A 17,122-nucleotide genomic window follows, 5' to 3' on the forward strand; every position below is an offset into this window, starting at 1 on the left:
CTGGCGATGCATAAGTCTCAATTCCCGCCGGCTCCCTACTTCGACCCCCGAGAGCTGCGCGAAACCCTCACCGCCCTGGTCCGTTCCCACGGCAGCCCGCAAGAGGCGCGCCCGGCCGTGGTCGAGCGGTTGAAGACGCTGGTCAAGGCGGCGCGCGGCACGGCGCGTCTGCAACTCGAGGCCGACGGCAACGGGCGCCGCTGCGCCCAGGGCCTGGCGCGCTTCCAGGATGAGTTGGTCCGCCTGCTCTACGACTACACCATCGCGCACGTGTACCGGGCGACGAACCCGTCCGACGCCGAGCGCATGGCGGTGGTCGCGACCGGCGGCTATGGCCGCGAGATGCTCGCGCCTGGCTCCGACATCGATCTCCTGTTCCTCCTGCCCTACAAGCAGACGCCATGGGGCGAGAGCGTCGCCGAGTACATGCTCTATGTGCTGTGGGACCTGGGCTTCAAGGTCGGCCACGCGACGCGCACAGTCGACCAGTGCGTCAAGCTCGCGCAGAGCGACACCACGATACGCACTTCGCTTCTCGACATGTGGCTGATCCACGGCGACGAAAGCCTCTACGCCGAGCTCGAGCGCCGCTTCCGTGACCACGTGATCCGCGGTTCCGAGCGCGCCTTCATCGACGCAAAGATGGCCGAGCGCAGCGAGCGCCACCGCCGCGCGGGCGCGAGCCGCTATCGCGTCGAGCCCAACATCAAGGACGGCAAGGGCGGCCTGCGCGACCTGCACACGCTGCACTGGCTCTCGAAATATCTCTTGGGCCACGAGGTCGGCCCCGAGACCGTGGCCCGTGGCATCTTCACGAAGGAAGAGGCCGCCACCTTCAGGAAGTGCGAGAACTTCCTCTGGACCGTGCGCTGCTTCCTGCACTTCTACACGGGCCGCCCCGAGGAGCTGTTGTCATTCGAGTTGCAGCCCGTGCTCGCCGAGAAGCTCGGCTACCGCGACAAGGGCGGCCTGCGCGCCGTCGAGCGCTTCATGAAGCACTACTTCCTCGTCGCCAAGGACGTCGGCGACCTGACGACGATCCTGTGCTCGGCGCTCGAGATCCAGCAGATGAAGAGCTCGCCCGTGCTCGAGAGCGTGCTGAACCCGCTCACCTGGATGACGCGCCGTCAGATCCGCGAGAAGACTGACTTCCGCATCGACAACGGCCGTATGAACATCGCCGATCCTGACGTGTTCAAGCGCGATCCCGTGAATCTGATCCGCTTCTTCGCGCAGGCCGAGAACACCAACACGTTCCTGCATCCGAATGCGATCCGCCAGCTTCGCCACTCGTACCGCCTGATCGACGAGAAGCTGCGCCACGATCCCGAGGCGAACCGCATCTTTCTGCAGCTACTGACCGGCCGCGTGAACCCGGAGGCAACGCTGCGTCGTATGAACGAGAGCGGCGTGCTCGGCCGCTTCATTCCGGAGTTCGGCCACGTCGTCGCGATGATGCAGTTCAACATGTATCATCACTATACCGTCGACGAGCACTTGATCCGCACCGTCGGCCAGGTGACCGAGATCGAGCGCGGCAACTCGGCCGGCGACCTGCCGCTCTCGACGGAGCTGATCAAGACCATCCAGAACCGTCGCGTACTCTACGTCGCGGCGTTCCTGCACGACATCGGCAAGGGGCGCATCGAGGACCACTCGATTGTCGGCGCCGAGATCGCACGCAGGCTATGCCCACGGCTGGGGCTCACGCCGGCCGAGACCGACACCGTGGTCTGGCTCGTCGAGCAGCACCTGACCATGAGCAACATCGCGCAGAGCCGCGACATTAATGACCCGAAGACCGTGCGCGACTTCGCCGACATCGTGCAGAGCCCAGAGCGCCTGAAGCTGCTTCTGCTGCTGACGGTGGCTGACATTCGCGCCGTCGGCCCGGGAGTCTGGAACGGCTGGAAAGGCCAACTCCTGCGCACGCTCTACGCAGAGGCGGAGCCCCTAGTCTCGGGTGGCCACACGCAGATTCCGCGCGGCAAGCTCGTCGCGGAAGCACAGAAGGAGCTGCGAGAGGCGTTGACCGACTGGGATGAGGAGGAGGTCGACCGCTTCATCGAGCGCCATTATCCCGATTACTGGCTGCGCACGGAGCCGAAGCGCCGCGCCTACCACGCGCGCCTGCTGCAGCGCGCGGAAAAGGAAGGCAAGACCTTCGCCGCCGATCACACGACAGACGCCTTCACGGCCATCACGGAGCTCACCGTTTTCGCGCCGAACCATCCGCGTCTGCTGGCGCTGTTTGCCGGTGCCTGCGCCGCCAACGGCGCCAACATCTTGGGCGCCCATGTGACGACGACGCGCGATGGCTTCGCGCTCGACACCTTCCTGCTCGCGCGCGAGTTCCACGAGGATGAGGACGAGATACGCCGCGCACGGCGTATCGAGGACACGATCGAACGCCTCCTGCGCGGCGACACGTGGGTTGCGGCGCTGCTCGAAGGCCGGCGTCCGATGCCGCCGCGCGTGGAAGCCTTCACGGTGGCGCCCGAGGTCTATATCAACAACACGCTGTCGGATGCTTTTACGGTAATCGAAGTCGCGGGCCGCGATCGCACCGGTCTCTTGTATGAGCTGACTAGCGCACTCGCGGACCTCTCGCTCGACATTGCGTCGGCCCACGTGACGACGTTCGGCGAGAAGGCCGTTGACGTTTTCTACGTGACGGACCTGACCAACAAGAAGATCGCGAACGAAGCGCGCCAAGACGCCATCAAGGAGCGCCTGACCCAAATCCTCACGGGTCCAGCTTCCTCATAAATCCGGTGCTGCATTCCCCTTGCCGCGCCGACGGCGCGGGCCGCGTGGTTCGACGGGGCAAGGAAACCGGATATGCCGAAGCACCTTCGGCCTAATGCGCCGCTTCCCAGTTCGCGGCGGCCTTCGCGTCCACGTGGATCGGAACCGAGAACTCCACGGCCGGCGACGCCGCGCCTTCCATGACGTCCTTCGCGACCGTTATCAGCGTCTCCGCTTCGCCCTTCGACACCTCGAACACCAATTCGTCGTGCACCTGTAAAAGCATGCGCGCCGTGTCGAGCTTCGCGTCGGCCAGCGCCGGTCCCATGCGCACCATGGCGCGACGCAGGACATCCGCGGCGCTGCCCTGGATCGGCGCGTTGATCGCCGCGCGCTCGAGGTTGCCGCGCACGCCGGGGTTCTTGGTGTTGATCTCCGGATAGTGGATGCGCCGGCCGAAGATCGTTTCCACGTAGCCGACGTCGTGCGCGTGTTTCTTGGTCTGCTCCATGTAGTCGCGGATGCCGGGGAAGCGCTCGAAATAGGTCTTGATGTAGGCGCCGGCTTCCTCGCGCGAGATGCCGAGCTGGTTGGCAAGCCCGAACGCCGAGATGCCGTAGATGATGCCGAAGTTGATCGCCTTGGCGCGCCGGCGCACGTCGGGCGGCATGCCCTTGATCGGCACGCCGAACATTTCGGACGCCGTCATGGCATGAATGTCGAGCCCATCGGCGAAGGCGTTCTTGAGCTGCGGAATGTCGGCGATATGCGCCAAGACGCGCAGCTCGATCTGCGAGTAGTCGGCCGACACCAGCACATTGCCCTTGTCCGCGATGAAGGCGGTGCGAATCTCGCGCCCCTCCTTGGTGCGGATCGGAATGTTCTGCAGGTTCGGATCGTACGACGCGAGCCGCCCCGTCGTCGTCGAGGCCAGTGCATAGCTCGTGTGAATGCGCCCCGTGTCCTTGTGAATGAACGCCGGCAGCGCATCGGTATAGGTCGAGAGCAGCTTCGAGAGCTGCCGCCATTCGAGCATCTTGTTGATCAGCCCGCGCGCGCTCTCCGGCACGTCCTCGTTGGCGGCGAGGTCGTCGAGCAGCCCCGCACGCGTCTCCCACTGCCCGCTTTTGGTGCGCTTGCCGCCGGGCAGCTTGAGCCGGTCGAACAACAGCTCTCCGAGTTGCTTCGGCGAGCCGAGGTTGAACTTGTGCCCGACGAGACCGTTGATCTCCTCCTCGAGCCGCGTCAGCGTCTGCGCGAACGTAGAAGAGAGCCGCGACAGCACGGACTTGTCGACGAGAATGCCGGCGTGCTCCATGCCGACGATGACCGGCACCAGCGGCCGCTCGAGCGTCTCGTAGACAGCCGTGAGCCGCTCCGCCACCAGCTGCGGCTTGAGCTTGTGCCAGAGCCGGAGCGTCACATCCGCGTCTTCGGCGGCATACTCGGCCGCCTTCTCGATCGGCACCTGAGCGAAGTTCTTCTCGCCCTTCTTGCCGGGGGCCAGCTCCAGAACCTTCTCGAAGGCGATGCACGTATGCGAGAGATGCCGCTCGGCCAGCGTGTCCATGCCGTGCGCAGAGCGGCCTGCATCGAGCACGTAGGAGATCAGCATCGTGTCGTCGATGGGCGTGAGCCGAATGCCGTAGCGCTTGAGGACGAGCATGTCGAACTTGATGTTGTGCCCGATCTTGAGCAGCGATGTGTCTTCAAGCAGCGGTTTGATCAATGCCAGCGTCTCGGCGAGCGGCGCCTGCTGAAGCCCTCCGCTGTCGCCGAAGTCGAAGCCGCCTTCCGCCGGGCGATGCCCGACCGGCACGTAGCAGGCCTTGCCCGGCGCGACGGCGAGTGAGAACCCAACGAGATCGCAGGTCATGCAGTCGAGCGCCGTCGTCTCGAGATCGAACGCGAAGCGGCCGGTGTCCCGCGCTGCTGCGATCCACCAGGCGAGACGGTCGAGACTGATGACGGTTTCATAGGCCGCGCGGTCGAACGGCAGCTTGGCGATCTTCGCCGAAAGGATGGCCGCTCCCGCAGCCGGCGTCCCCGGCCCGTGCGTATCAGATGCCGCTAAAGCCCCTTCGCGTTGCGGCGCCGGGCTGGCGGCGGGCTCGCGACGGGCGGTCGTCACGGGGGCCTTCTCCTCGGCAGCGACAGGGCTCACACTCGCCGGTGCCGAGACACCGAGCTTCTCCGAGATTCGTTTGGTTAGCGTCGTGAATTCCATCTGCCGCAGGAAGGCGAGCAGCGATTCGGCATTGGGATCCTGCACGCCGAGCTGCTCGGCCGGGATCTCGACCGGCACATCCTCCTTGAGGCGCACGAGGTCGCGCGAGATGCGCGCCTGCTCGGCGAACTCGATCAGCTTTTCCCGGCGCTTCGGCTGCTTGATGGAGCTCGCCGCCGCGAGCAGCGAGTCGAGATCGCCGAAGTTCGTGATCAGCTCCGCCGCCGTCTTGACGCCGATGCCCGGCACGCCCGGCACGTTGTCGGTGGAATCGCCGGCCAACGCCTGCACGTCGATGACTTTGTCGGGCGACACGCCGAATTTTTCGAACACCTCGTCGCGCCCGATCTTCTTGTTCTTCATGCCGTCCCACATGACGATGCCCGGCCGCACGAGCTGCATCAGGTCCTTGTCGGATGACACGATGGTGACATCGCCGCCCGCATCCACGACGTGCTTTGCATAAGTCGCGATGAGGTCGTCGGCCTCGTAGCCGAGCTGCTCGAGGCAGGCGACGTTGAACGCGCGCACGGCCTGCCGGATCAGCGGGAACTGCGGCACGAGCTCTTCGGGCGCCGGCGGCCGGTGCGCCTTGTAGTCCTGGTAGATCTCGTTGCGGAACGTCTTCTCGGAGGCGTCGAAGATGACAGCAAGGTGCGTCGGCGCTTCCGACGCCTTGGTCTCGACCAGGAGCTTCCACAGCATGGCGCAGAAGCCGTGCACGGCTCCGACCGGCAACCCGTCCGACGGCCGCGTAAGCGGGGGAAGCGCGTGGAAGGCGCGGAAAATGTAGCCGGATCCGTCGATAAGGTAGACGTGGCTACCCTTGATGATCGGCACGGGCTCGCCCTCGGGCACGGAGCACTGGGGGGCGGGGCGCTTGGAAACGGCGGGAGAAGGTTCGCTCATGGCCGCGCAATATAAGGATCCGGCGAGCCGAGGTCAGCCCCTGGTTGACGCGGCCCGTGTCAATTCACAATCGGAGGCCGAGAGGCCGTTTGCCCCGCCTGCCGGAATGCGCTATCAGGGGCTCCGGCCAGAGGCCACGAGCGCGTCAGGTTCTACCGCCTGGCGGGTGAATCGTTGCCTCAATCAAAGCTGCACCCGTAGCTCAGCTGGATAGAGTGCTGCCCTCCGAAGGCAGAGGTCACAGGTTCGAATCCTGTCGGGTGCGCCACTCTCGAACAAGAGAGAGACCTTCGGACGACCTCTTGTCAGGGCAAAGGCGAAGTTGAACCCGCAGACAGTTCACGGATCGCCTGTCGCAGGGTGGGAAAGAGGCGAATGCGCGGTTCTTCGAAGCCGCGTGCCTGCATCCAGAGGCGCCATTCGGTTGCTCGCCCCGCAGCGTTGAGATCGATGCCCCGCGCGTTGAGTGCGTCGACCACCTCGACCATTGTCAGAAGTCCGGTCGCATCGATGCTCGGGATCGGAAGTAGGTCGAGAACAACGTGCCGCAGGTCGGGCCCAGCCTGATCGGCCGCATTCATGACCTCGCGTTTGAAGTAGGGGGCATTGAAGAACGTGATCGGGGCGTTGAAGCGAAAGAGCAGCAGCCCCGGGATCGCTTGTCCCGCCTCATGACGCTCGAGTGAGTGCAGTCCCGGAAAGCCGTCGACTTTGCCCAGGATTTCGATGCTCGGGCGGGAAAGAAGTCTGATGAAGCGCATGAGCGCAAGGACGACAGCCAACAGAATGGCGTTGACGGCACCTACGGCTACGACACCGAGAGTGGCAAGCACCGAAAGAAGCGCCTCCGTTCGATCGATGCGGTAGATCAGGCGAACGGTTGCGACATCGACGAGCGACAGCCCTGCCACGACGAGGACCGCGCCGAGCGCCGCGTTGGGAACGTATTGCAGCGGCTCCGTCAGAAAAAGCAGCACAATCGCGAGCGATGCTGCCGCGACCAAGCCTACGGCGCGGGTCCGCCCGCCCGATACATCGCTGACTGCAGTGCGCGAGTCGGCTCCGCTGATGGCGAAGCCCTGCGACAGGGCTGACGCGACATTGGCCGCACCGAGCGCAGCGAAATCGCGATCAGGATCCACCTCATAGCCGTTTTTCGAGGCGAAGCTCCGCGATGTCAGCATGAGGCTTGAAAAACTAATCAATGCCAGACCTGCGGCATCGGCCAAAAGCGTAGGCAGAAGCGCAGGATCCACGTGCGGCAGGGTGATGGCGGGCAATCCAGCGGGCACCACGCCGAGTGTTTTGATGCCGGCCGAAGCGAGGCCGAATGCCGTGACAGCGACACCCGCGAGAACCAAACCGACGAGCGCCCCTGGAAGCCATACACAAAGAAGCGGAACGACGACGATAACGGCAAAAGTCGCCGCGGCCAGGGCGAGTGTCGGAATGTGGGTCTGATCGAGTTTGTCGACGATCTCCACCAAGCGGGGGACGATCCCCGTGGCCTGAACATCGAAGCCGAGGATTTTTCCGGTTTGTCCAAGAACGATCGACAGCGCAACGCCGTTGAGAAAGCCAACGAGAATGGGCTTGGAGAGGAAATCAGCTAGGGCGCCGAGCCGGAAAAAGCTTGCCGCGATGCAAATGAAGCCGGTGAGAAACGCCAGCGTCATCGAAAGGGACGCATAGGTCGTTGCATCCCCGCCGGCGAGAGGAGCAACGGCGGCTGCCACCACCGCGCACGTAGCTGCATCCGGTCCGACGATGAGCTGGCGCGACGAGCCGAAAACGGCATAGGCAACGAGTGGAAGGATGCTCGAATACAAGCCGACTTGCGCAGGGAAGCCTGCAAGCTCCGCGTAGGCAATGGCAACTGGAATAGCAACGGCCGCTACTGACAACCCGGCTCTAACGTCAGCCGGCGCGTCGCCCCACCTGTAGTGGCGCAGCTCAGCGAGGCCAGGCGCGACGCTAGCGAGGGAACGCATCTACCGAACCTTAGTGTTCGACGTTAGTGTCCTGTGAAAACCAGGACCTTGATCGGCAGAACAAGCGCCTGAAGGCGCAGGATCATGGCGTGTACGAGGGCGACCGTATCTACCACGTGCAGGAAGAGCCAAGATCCGACGCCGACATCTCCGTGTGCCAGCCTGTCGTGATTGTTGGTGTACGCGTTCGCAATGCAGCTACTGCCCGGGGTGACGCCGTCCAGTCCACCTTCGTACAGCGGCTGCAGAAAGACCGTGAGGGTTCCAGGGCGGCCCGTCTGCAGCGCATCGACCAGTTGCTCTGACGTTCGCACCTGGCCGGCGGCTATGAAATCCTGCACGGCAGTGACGACCATCGGAATGATCGTCAGCGGCTTCGAGGCACAAGTCACCTCGGCGGCCATTCCCACCTTCATAACCTGAGCCTCGATCTGGCCGAAGCCCGCTATGAGGTACTGGCGACCCGCGCCGGCCGGTATCAACACGCCGGCGGGCCGCATCAGCGGGTTGACGACATCCCCTACTCGCAAAGTGAATTGCTCTATGTGACCATCGACGCCTGCGCGAACGGTCATCTTGCTAAGCTCGACTTCTGCTTGGTTCCTGGCAGCCTCTGCGCTGGCTTTCTGAGCCGGCAGTAAGGTTGTCAATTTGACTTGAGCGGCTTCTCTGGTTGCTTCGGATGCTGCGAGCGACCCTTTGCGCCCGTCGGCCACGTTACGGAGCCGCTCGATCTCCCTTTGCGCTACGACGTCTGGGTTGCGCCGCTGCAGCTCCTCCTTTGTCGCGAGCTCGTCCAGGGCCTGCTGATAAGCGCCTTTAGCCTGCTGGATCTGCCCCTCTGCGGCGGCTATGTCCGCTTGCGCGACGACCATGGCGGCATCCACCTCGGCGATCTGTCGATTTGCAACCTCGAGCGCTGCCTCAGATTTTCGGCCGTCGAGTCGGAATATCGGTTGGTCTTTCTTCACCTTCCCCGTGAACTCCACGAGGACCTCTGCGACGCGACCGTTTGTCTCCGGCAGGATCGGCACAGTCCGAAAATAGCCTGTGACGTTCGTCGTAGAGGGATGGAAGTAGAAGATCACAGTGATCAATCCGACAGTTAACATCAGGCATGCGGTGATCCCGTATCTCAACTCGTACCAAACCGAATAGAATCCGATCTCAACGCCGAGCCGCTTTCCTTCCCCGTAGCGGCGATAGATGTAGTCCGGCAGGATCGTAAAGAATGAGCAGAGAAGCAGCTCAAGCATAGCACCCTCACTAGGTCACGCGGGCCTGCGGCAAGCGTCGACGCAGATGGTTCTGGCTTCCTTTCTCTCCCTTCGTAGCTTCGAGCAGCTCGGGCTTTTCAGTGGCCATGGTTTCCAGCGATCCCGCGATACTGTCGAGCGGCTTCGAGAAATTTGGAAACGAGAAGTCCGGGATTTTGATCAAGGCGAGGATCAGAGCCGCAACCCAGAACGCATGGATGTGTGTGAACAACGAGAGAAGCGCCAGAACGGCGACGAGGTCGTACTGCACCCTGTTGTGGACCATTCGCTCAGGTAGCGAATGCAGCCAGAAGAAAAACACGCCTGCGCCAAGTACAGCCGCTAGCAGGACGAACGCCATCACGACGAGGAGAACGTCAGTGTGACCAGGCGCGGTGATAAAGAAGGGCAGATGCGGCGTTGCCAAAGGGTGTGCATCTGGCATTGGGCTGCCTCCCTACTCACCTTGCGCCATTGGCCGGTCTTGCTGCTTCAAATGAATCGATGCGCGACAAGTGCCTCCTTGATCGAGTGAGCCGGAAGCACCTCTCCCCATTGAATTCCTTATGGAACAGCCCCGCCTCGTTTTGATATCGCAGCGCAACAACAATTCACCTTGCGAAACTTTATCAGTCGGTTTCGCTCTTGTTGTAAAATAGAACTTAGAGGTCCTTTTATCCAGAAGGATCTGCGTAGCAGCGCCCGCGATTAGGAAGCGGCGAGCAGCAGGCCTCGTTTTGCCGTCGACGCATCACTGAGTCAGTAAAAATAACATGATATAAAAGTGCCAGGCACTTCGCCGCCCATCGCACCGAATTAATTGGCCGGGCGGACATTGTCAGTGTCGATCAGGGAGCATCGCCATGCTCGACCGACTTGCCACTTGGGCGTTATTTGCCTTTACGGTTGCGATATTCGCGTGCAGTCCGGCCTTTGGCGACAATGACGAACTCAAGAAGGAGGAACTGCAGCAGCTCCTAGCGCCGATAGCCCTCTATCCCGATGAGCTTTTGACGAACGTCCTCATTGCTTCGACCTACCCGCTCGACGTGGTGCAAGCGTCGCGATGGAGGGCCGATAAAGCAAATAGAAAACTCAAGGGCGATGCTCTGACAAAGGCGCTCGAGAGCAAAGAATGGGACCCAAGCATCAAAGCGCTGGTGCAATTCCCGGATGTCCTCGAGAATATGAGCGATAAGCTCGAATGGACGCAGAAGCTGGGCGACGCCTTCCTTGCGCAGCAGGACGAGGTGATGGATGAGATCCAGTTCCTGCGTAACAAGGCCGACGAAGCTGGCAATCTCAAGGATAACAAGCAACAGAAGGTTGTGCGGGAGTCCGGCTCCGACGGAAGCCCGGTTTACATCATCGAGCCGGCGACGCCAGAGACGGTCTATGTGCCGGCTTACGAGCCGACCGTGGTCTACGGCGACTGGTGGTACCCGTCGTATCCACCCTACGCCTGGAACTATCCTGGAGCATATTACGTCGACGGCTTCTGGTGGGGAGCCGGCGTGGCAATCGCAGCCGGCATCTGGGGCTGGAACCGCTGCGACTGGCATCGCCACGATATCGATATCGACGTGGACAAGTGGAACAAAATAAACGTCGATCGCGACAGGCTCGTGAACAAGAAGTGGGAGCACCGGCCCGATCACCGCGGATCCGTGCCCTACCGCAACAAGGAAGTGCGCGACAAGTATAAGCAGGCCGACCGGGGGCCAAAAGGCAAGGACGAGTTCCGCGGCCACGATCGCGCTGAGATTCAGAGCCGACTCAAGGACAAGGATCGTCCCCGCGGCGACGACAGGGCGGTAGAGGCCCGCGACAAGACCGGAAAGCGATCAAGCGATAAAGTCAAGGATCGTGTTGGCGAGCGTCAAAAGCCTCGCGCCGCGGATCGCAAAGCCGCCAGCCGCGATCGAGAGCGGGCAAAAGCTAAGAAGCCAAACCCGGGTGCATTCGATGTTAAGCGTGGCTCCGACGTGCGCAGAAGTGCGGATCGCGGGAAGGCAAGTCGCGTTGCGATGAAACCGAGCGCCCGCCCTCGCCCAAGCGGCAGCCGTGAATTTAGAGGAAGCCGCCCGCGTGGTGGCGGCGGGCGGCGTGGAGGTGGAGGTCGGCGCCGTTAGTCGACGCGATGGAGGATCAGATGATTCTTCGAGGTAGTACCAGCATCGGCCTGGCCTCGTGGTTTCTGGCCGCATCTGTTGCCGTGGCATCGCCAGTAGCGGCCGGCCAACAAACCTATACGTCGCCGCAAGCGGCCGTGGATGCTCTGGTCGACGCCGCAAGATCGGGTGATATCGACGCCATTCTCGATGTGTTGGGATCAGACGGCCGGGAGATCGCGAGTTCGGGAGACGCCGTGGCTGATGCCAACGCCCGCGAACGGTTCGTTGCCGCATACGATGAAGGCCATGAAATCCACCAAGCGGGAAGCGGACCTACTATCCTCTACGTCGGCAAGGACGACTTTCCGTTCCCGTTGCCGCTCGTTGCCGAGGGCGGAAAGTGGCGCTTTGACACCGCAGCAGGTGCCGAGGAAATTCTCGACCGTCGCATCGGCGAGAACGAGCTTGCAGCCATCGAAGTGTTGCGCGCCTACGTCGATGCGCAGCGCGAGTATGCTGAAGTCGATCACGACGGCAGGGGCGTCCAATATGCCCGCAGGCTGGTGAGCCGCGATGGCAAGCACGATGGCCTCTATTGGCCGACCGCCGAAGGCGAGGCGGAGAGTCCTCTCGGGCCACTCGTGGCGGAAGCACGCGCAGAAGGCTACCGGCGCGGCAAAGCCCGGCAGACGCCTTATCACGGCTATCTCTACCGGATTTTGACGGAGCAAGGATCCAATGCAGCAGGTGGCCGCCGCGAATACATCGCGAGAGGCCGTATGATCGGTGGTTTTGCCATGATCGCGACGCCTGCCGAGTATGGGAACTCGGGGGTTAAGTCCTTCATCGTTAATCAGGACGGCGAGATATTCGAGAACGATCTCGGCGAAAACAGCGCCCGCATTGCGAGCCGTATCGAAACGTTCGATCCAGGCACCGGGTGGGCCCCGGTAGGCTCGACACCATAACGGCCCACGAGATCGCTTGTGCAATCGAGTCCGGAAAGGAGAAACGGCAAGAGCTTAGGGTTAATCTGCCCGTCTCGTTGATCGATGGATCGGGCCAAATATCGTACGGAGACGGATAAAGTCTTGGCGAGAGGCACTCGATGCGCCTGTTGACTCTTGCGTTCTGTGCCATTTGTTTCGCAGTCTGTGGCGAGCCCGGCCGCGCTCAGACCAACCCGGATGCGACAGTCGTTGAATTAGACGGCGCCAATTCCCTTCAGCGCATGCGCGAATATTTTGCGCACGCCCCAGAGATTGAGTTTCAGACCTCGTTTCGTGAAACGAGCGACTTGCCCGGAATGGGCCAGCACGGCACGGCACATTATTATATTCGCAAGCCGCGCAGCTTCCGCGTCGAGCTGTCCTCAAGCAAAGGTAATTATATCTTTGTCTCGGACGGCACGACATTCACAATGTACCGGCCGAAAACCCAGAAGTACGCGCGCATGCCGGCCGGAAACACAATCGTGGGAACCATGTATCTGGGCATTGGCCTGCTCGGAGTTCAGGCGAAGCTGATCGACTTCATCTGGGCCGTTGGCGATAGCGAGCAGATCTCGTTGAAGTCCATTGGCTTGGAAACGATCGGCGGAAAATCGTGTGATCACTTGAGCGTCCAACGTTTCGAACATCACTGGGATGTCTGGATCAGGCGCGATGGCATCCCCGCCCCGTGTAAGATTGTAAACCGCAGCTTGGACTCGAACGACAATTCCGTACAACGGAATGAATTAGTTTGGGCGGAGAACCCAGCATTCCGTCCGGATCTGTTCGTTTTTGTCCCGCCCGCCGGAGCAGTAGAAGTCTGGCCGTCTGAATTTGACTAGCGGGAATCTGATGCAAGTCAATCGAGGCCCTTTTGCAAGCTTGAACGGAACAGGCTTTGGTGCGAAAATTGTATTTTAAAACACGCTGTTCCTTCACGCTGTTAAATTCATTGCCTAAAAAACCACGTGAGTCCGCACGAACCGCCCTCATTGACAAAGGTGGATCGCGTTGAGCTGAAAAAACGGACACTGGGAACTCTCGGCGCCATGACTCGGATGACAGTTCGGCCATAGGTTCCACAGAGCTCGTTGCGCAATCGAGTAGATCGAGAGGCTGCATATGAGTAGGCAAGCCGGTCTCAAATCTCTGGAGCCCTCTGCAAACTATTGGTCCGTAAATTTTGCGCAGGACGCTCTGGCGTACTGGATCGACGCCTGGCAGCGTAGCGTCCTCGCTCTGGACGTCATGCGCGAGCGCAGCGCGCGCTACCAAGTGCATGCCGCCAAGCTCGCACCGCACGTCCTGAAATTCGATTGCGAACTCGTCATGGACGGCCGTTCTTTGCCGCGGCCGGTGAACTACGTCCTTGCCCGCGTCAAGCCACCGAAGGGCGTCACAATCGACGCAAGCAAGCGTCCGTTCGTCATCGTCGATCCTCGCGCTGGCCATGGTCCGGGCATCGGTGGCTTCAAGCCCGAGAGCGAGATCGGTGTAGCGTTCAAGGCCGGGCACCCCTGCTACTTCATCGGTTTCCTTCCCGACCCGGTCCCGGGTCAAACGATCGAGGATGTCGCGACGGCCGAGGCGGCGTTCCTAGAGCGCATCGTCGCAACTCATCCCCAAGCGGAGGGAAAGCCAGCCGTCGTGGGAAATTGCCAAGCCGGCTGGGCGGTCATGATGTTGGCGGCCCTGCGACCAGAACTCTTTGGCCCGATCATTATCGCAGGGTCCCCGCTTTCCTATTGGACGGGGGTGCGCGGCGAAAATCCGATGCGCTACACCGGCGGCCTACTCGGCGGAAGCTGGCTCACCGCCCTCACCGGCGATCTCGGAGCCGGCAAATTCGACGGCGCTTGGCTCGTCTCGAATTTCGAGAATCTGAATCCGGCGAACACACTCTGGTCGAAGCAATACAATCTCTACGCAAATGTCGACAAGGAAGCACCTCGCTATCTCGAATTCGAGCAGTGGTGGGGCGGGCATGTGCTGCTCAACGCGGCGGAGATGCAGTTCATTGCCGATGAGCTTTTCATCGGCAACAAACTGTCCAGGGGACGGCTTGCGACGAGCGACGGAACGCAGATTGACCTCAGGAACATCAGATCGCCGATCCTTGTTTTCTGCTCGAGGGCCGACAACATCACACCTCCCCAACAGGCGCTCGACTGGATTCTGGATATCTATAGCTCCGTCGACGACATTCGCGCCCATGGGCAAACGATCGTCTACGCGGTTCATGAGACCATCGGCCACCTCGGTATCTTCGTTTCCGGCTCCGTTGCTCGCAAGGAGCACGACGAGTTCACGAGTAACATCGACCTCATCGACGTACTGCCGCCCGGTCTCTACGAGGCCGTCATAACTCCGAAGGGTGCGGCCGGGAAAGACAGCGATTTGATCGAAGGCGAGTACTTGGTTCGCTTCGAGGCGCGCACACTCGACGACATTCGCGCCTACGGCGCCAACGATGCTGGGGACGACCGCGAGTTCGCGGCCGCCGCGCGCATATCTGAGATCAATCTCGGTCTCTATCGCACCTTCATGCAACCATGGCTCAGGCCATATATGACAGAAGGAATGGCGGGCGCCATGCGCCAGCTGCATCCGCTACGTCTCCAGTATGAGATCTTCAGCAACGAAAATCCGTACATGAAAGCGATCGAATGGATCGCAAAGTGTGTTCGGGTGGCTAGGCAACCTGCGTTGGAAAGCAACGTCCTGTGGCAGGCGCAATGCTCCGTTTCGGACGCCATAGAAACGTCGCTGAATGCCTACCGAGACATGCGAGACACGCTTCTTGAGGCTACGTTTCACGCAATCTACGGCTCGTCGTTGCTGCAGGCGCTTGTCGGCTTGAAGGCTGACGCCGAAGAGCCGCACCAGCCGCATCCGATGACGGCTGCCCATGCGGCGTTAGTGCGTCAGCATATCGCGGAGATCAAACGCAGAGTGTCCGAGGGCGGTCCGCGTGAGGCGGCGCTGCGCGCGTTGATCTATGTGCGGCTTCCCGAGGGAGTAATCGACGAGCGTGGCTTCAACCTTCTGCGCGCCCTGCGCAGGGAAGCGGGCAAGGGATACACGCTTGAGGAATTTAAGCGCGTCCTCCGTGAGCAATTCCTGCTCGTGTTGCTCGATGAGCAGCGGGCCGTTGCGGCCATTCCCGGCATGCTCGCCAAAGATCCGGGCCTTGCAAGACGCATGGCGGCGGCCGTGCATCGCATGATCGACGCGGTTCCACTCCGCGGTGAAGAGGCCAAGGCGCGCATGGCAGAGGTCGATCACTACCTCGAGCAAGCCGCAGATGAGACCGAGAAAGGGCCAGCGGATAACGGACGTAAGCGCCCGCACGCGGTGGAGTTGCGCCACTCCCATGTGCAGGATCCGCGAGGCAGCAAGCATTAATAGGCCGAACACATGGCCAAGCATAAACAGATGGGAGGAAGGACCAATGGTAACGCTTTTACGTCCCGCTGATCTCGACCAAATCGCGTCCGAATCCGAGTGGGCGAAGATGGATGAGGAGAGGAAGCTGCAAAAGAAGAAGGAGCAGCAGCAGCTCGATCTGCGCGACGCTTTCATGGCTCGCGACGTTCATCCCGAAGTCTTCGAGCGCATCAATCAGGCCGTAAGCATCGCCGCACAACGCGGCGCGCACCAAATCCAAGTCATGACGTTCCCCAGCAGCTACTGCAGTGATGGGGGCCGCAGGATCAACATCGCGGATCCCGAGTGGCCGAGCACTCTGCAGGGGTTTGCTCTGAAGGCATACGAATTCTTCAATAAGGAGTTGCGTCCGCACGGCTACAAATTGCATGCGGAGATCATCAGCTTCCCGGGAGGTATGCCGGGCGAAGTCGGTCTTTTTTTGAAGTGGTAGCGCCTGGCGGCGGCCCGCTCTCGTAGTTCGGGAGAACTTGCGATGACGAAGAAGGCCACTGTTTCTCACATTCACGGTCACGAGAAATACGAACGTTTGATTGCAGCAGCGTCCCGATTGCTACCGCTCTCAGCAGCCGTCGCCCATCCGTGCGACGAGACTTCGCTCCGCGGCGCCATGGAGGCGGCAGAGCAGAGGCTGCTTGTGCCGATCCTTGTCGGACCCAGGCAACGCATCGTTGGACTGGCGGAAGCGTCCGGCATCGATATCAGCCATACCGAGGTTGTCGACGTCCCTCACAGCGTCGCAGCGGCTGAAAGGGCCGTCGAGCTCGTACGGGAAGGCAAGGCGGAACTCGTGATGAAGGGAAGCCTCCATTCTGATGAACTGCTCGGCGCGGTGACGCGCAGGGAAGGTGGGCTGCGCACGGGACGGCGTATCAGTCACGTCTTCATCATGGACGTCCCCACCCACGTTCAGACGTTGTTCATCACAGATGCTGCCGTGAACATCGCGCCCGATCTGATGGCCAAGCGAGACATCATTCAGAATGCGATCGACCTCTATGTCGCCCTTGGCCTCGGCGTGCCGAAGGTCGCGATCCTGTCGGCCGTTGAAACGGTTACGCCAAGCATCCCCTCCACAATAGAAGCGGCTGCGCTGTGCAAGATGGCGGAACGCGGCCAGATCACGGGCGGTGTCCTGGATGGCCCCCTGGCCTTCGACAACGCGATCAGCCTGGAGGCCGCCCGCATCAAGGGCATCAAATCACCCGTTGCAGGACAAGCGCAGATTCTCGTCGTGCCAGACCTCGAAGCTGGGAACATGCTGGCAAAGAACCTGACATTCCTATCGGGGGCTGATGCAGCAGGCATTGTCCTTGGCGCCCGCGTACCCGTGATCCTCACCTCGCGCGCCGACAATGTGCGAACCCGTATGGCCTCCTGTGCCGTTGCCTCGCTTCTCGCCCACAGCCGTAGAACGCAGGAACCGATAAGGGCCTGA

11 protein-coding genes and 1 tRNA gene are annotated in these 17,122 nt (G+C 61.5%); 8 read left to right on the forward strand and 4 right to left on the reverse strand.

The window, feature by feature from the left end; genetic code table 11:
- Window positions 1-6 precede the first annotated feature (6 nt).
- Window positions 7-2,769: a [protein-PII] uridylyltransferase gene (locus CS1GBM3_RS13955; RefSeq protein ID WP_072396033.1), complete on the forward strand. Its 2,763-nt coding sequence runs from the start codon at window positions 7-9 to the stop codon at window positions 2,767-2,769.
- 91 nt (window positions 2,770-2,860) lie between these two features.
- On the opposite strand, the gene polA is transcribed toward CS1GBM3_RS13955, so the two are convergent.
- Window positions 2,861-5,884: a DNA polymerase I gene (gene polA, locus CS1GBM3_RS13960; protein WP_083567578.1), complete on the reverse strand. Its 3,024-nt coding sequence runs from the start codon at window positions 5,882-5,884 to the stop codon at window positions 2,861-2,863.
- Between the two features lie 191 nt (window positions 5,885-6,075).
- Here polA and CS1GBM3_RS13965 point away from each other — a divergent pair.
- Window positions 6,076-6,152, forward strand: a tRNA-Arg gene (locus tag CS1GBM3_RS13965).
- Window positions 6,153-6,189: 37 nt separating this feature from the next.
- Here CS1GBM3_RS13965 and CS1GBM3_RS13970 read toward each other — a convergent pair.
- The 3 genes from CS1GBM3_RS13970 to CS1GBM3_RS13980 are packed head-to-tail and all read right to left on the reverse strand — an operon-like array spanning window position 6,190 to window position 9,576.
- Window positions 6,190-7,875: a SulP family inorganic anion transporter gene (locus CS1GBM3_RS13970; protein WP_072396035.1), complete on the reverse strand. Its 1,686-nt coding sequence runs from the start codon at window positions 7,873-7,875 to the stop codon at window positions 6,190-6,192.
- A 23-nt stretch (window positions 7,876-7,898) separates the two neighbouring features.
- A complete protein-coding gene (locus CS1GBM3_RS13975) occupies window positions 7,899-9,131 on the reverse strand; it encodes an HlyD family secretion protein (RefSeq protein ID WP_072396037.1) in 1,233 nt (410 codons plus the stop codon).
- 10 nt (window positions 9,132-9,141) lie between these two features.
- Entirely contained in the window at window positions 9,142-9,576 is a 435-nt protein-coding gene (locus CS1GBM3_RS13980) for a hypothetical protein (RefSeq protein WP_072396038.1), read from the reverse strand.
- 418 nt (window positions 9,577-9,994) lie between these two features.
- Here CS1GBM3_RS13980 and CS1GBM3_RS13985 point away from each other — a divergent pair, with 418 nt between their 5' ends.
- The 6 genes from CS1GBM3_RS13985 to CS1GBM3_RS14010 all read left to right on the forward strand — a co-directional run bounded on the left by CS1GBM3_RS13985 (window position 9,995) and on the right by CS1GBM3_RS14010 (window position 17,122).
- Window positions 9,995-11,263 (forward strand): DUF3300 domain-containing protein, encoded by a 1,269-nt coding sequence (locus CS1GBM3_RS13985; protein ID WP_072396040.1) that lies wholly within the window; start codon window positions 9,995-9,997, stop codon window positions 11,261-11,263.
- A gap of 20 nt (window positions 11,264-11,283) precedes the next feature.
- Window positions 11,284-12,213 carry a DUF2950 domain-containing protein gene (locus CS1GBM3_RS13990; RefSeq protein ID WP_072397517.1) on the forward strand — a complete coding sequence of 310 codons (930 nt, stop codon included), beginning with the start codon at window positions 11,284-11,286 and terminating at the stop codon, window positions 12,211-12,213.
- Between the two features lie 140 nt (window positions 12,214-12,353).
- Window positions 12,354-13,079 (forward strand): DUF2092 domain-containing protein, encoded by a 726-nt coding sequence (locus CS1GBM3_RS13995; RefSeq protein WP_072396041.1) that lies wholly within the window; start codon window positions 12,354-12,356, stop codon window positions 13,077-13,079.
- Window positions 13,080-13,359: 280 nt separating this feature from the next.
- Complete coding sequence (locus tag CS1GBM3_RS14000) at window positions 13,360-15,642, forward strand: DUF3141 domain-containing protein (RefSeq protein ID WP_083567582.1); 2,283 nt, start codon at window positions 13,360-13,362, stop codon at window positions 15,640-15,642.
- A 46-nt stretch (window positions 15,643-15,688) separates the two neighbouring features.
- Window positions 15,689-16,117, forward strand: coding sequence for a hypothetical protein (locus CS1GBM3_RS14005; RefSeq protein WP_072396042.1), 429 nt, complete (start codon window positions 15,689-15,691; stop codon window positions 16,115-16,117).
- Window positions 16,118-16,159: 42 nt separating this feature from the next.
- On the forward strand, window positions 16,160-17,122 hold the full coding sequence (locus CS1GBM3_RS14010) for a phosphate acetyltransferase (RefSeq protein WP_072396043.1): 963 nt from the start codon (window positions 16,160-16,162) through the stop codon (window positions 17,120-17,122).

The sequence above is a fragment of the Hyphomicrobium sp. CS1GBMeth3 genome, assembly GCF_900117455.1.
In the GTDB taxonomy this organism is placed as follows: Bacteria; Pseudomonadota; Alphaproteobacteria; order Rhizobiales; family Hyphomicrobiaceae; genus Hyphomicrobium_C.

Excerpts from the sequence above, each read along its gene's own strand:
- CS1GBM3_RS13975 (WP_072396037.1), bottom strand. The coding sequence starts at position 9,131 with ATGCTTGAGCTGCTTCTCTGCTCATTCTTTACGATCCTGCCGGACTAC.
- CS1GBM3_RS13995 (WP_072396041.1), top strand. The coding sequence starts at position 12,354 with ATGCGCCTGTTGACTCTTGCGTTCTGTGCCATTTGTTTCGCAGTCTGT.
- CS1GBM3_RS13985 (WP_072396040.1), top strand. The coding sequence starts at position 9,995 with ATGCTCGACCGACTTGCCACTTGGGCGTTATTTGCCTTTACGGTTGCG.
- polA (WP_083567578.1), bottom strand. The coding sequence starts at position 5,884 with ATGAGCGAACCTTCTCCCGCCGTTTCCAAGCGCCCCGCCCCCCAGTGC.
- CS1GBM3_RS14000 (WP_083567582.1), top strand. The coding sequence starts at position 13,360 with ATGAGTAGGCAAGCCGGTCTCAAATCTCTGGAGCCCTCTGCAAACTAT.
- CS1GBM3_RS13970 (WP_072396035.1), bottom strand. The coding sequence starts at position 7,875 with ATGCGTTCCCTCGCTAGCGTCGCGCCTGGCCTCGCTGAGCTGCGCCAC.
- CS1GBM3_RS13955 (WP_072396033.1), top strand. The coding sequence starts at position 7 with ATGCATAAGTCTCAATTCCCGCCGGCTCCCTACTTCGACCCCCGAGAG.
- CS1GBM3_RS13980 (WP_072396038.1), bottom strand. The coding sequence starts at position 9,576 with ATGCCAGATGCACACCCTTTGGCAACGCCGCATCTGCCCTTCTTTATC.
- CS1GBM3_RS14005 (WP_072396042.1), top strand. The coding sequence starts at position 15,689 with ATGGTAACGCTTTTACGTCCCGCTGATCTCGACCAAATCGCGTCCGAA.
- CS1GBM3_RS13990 (WP_072397517.1), top strand. The coding sequence starts at position 11,284 with ATGATTCTTCGAGGTAGTACCAGCATCGGCCTGGCCTCGTGGTTTCTG.
- CS1GBM3_RS14010 (WP_072396043.1), top strand. The coding sequence starts at position 16,160 with ATGACGAAGAAGGCCACTGTTTCTCACATTCACGGTCACGAGAAATAC.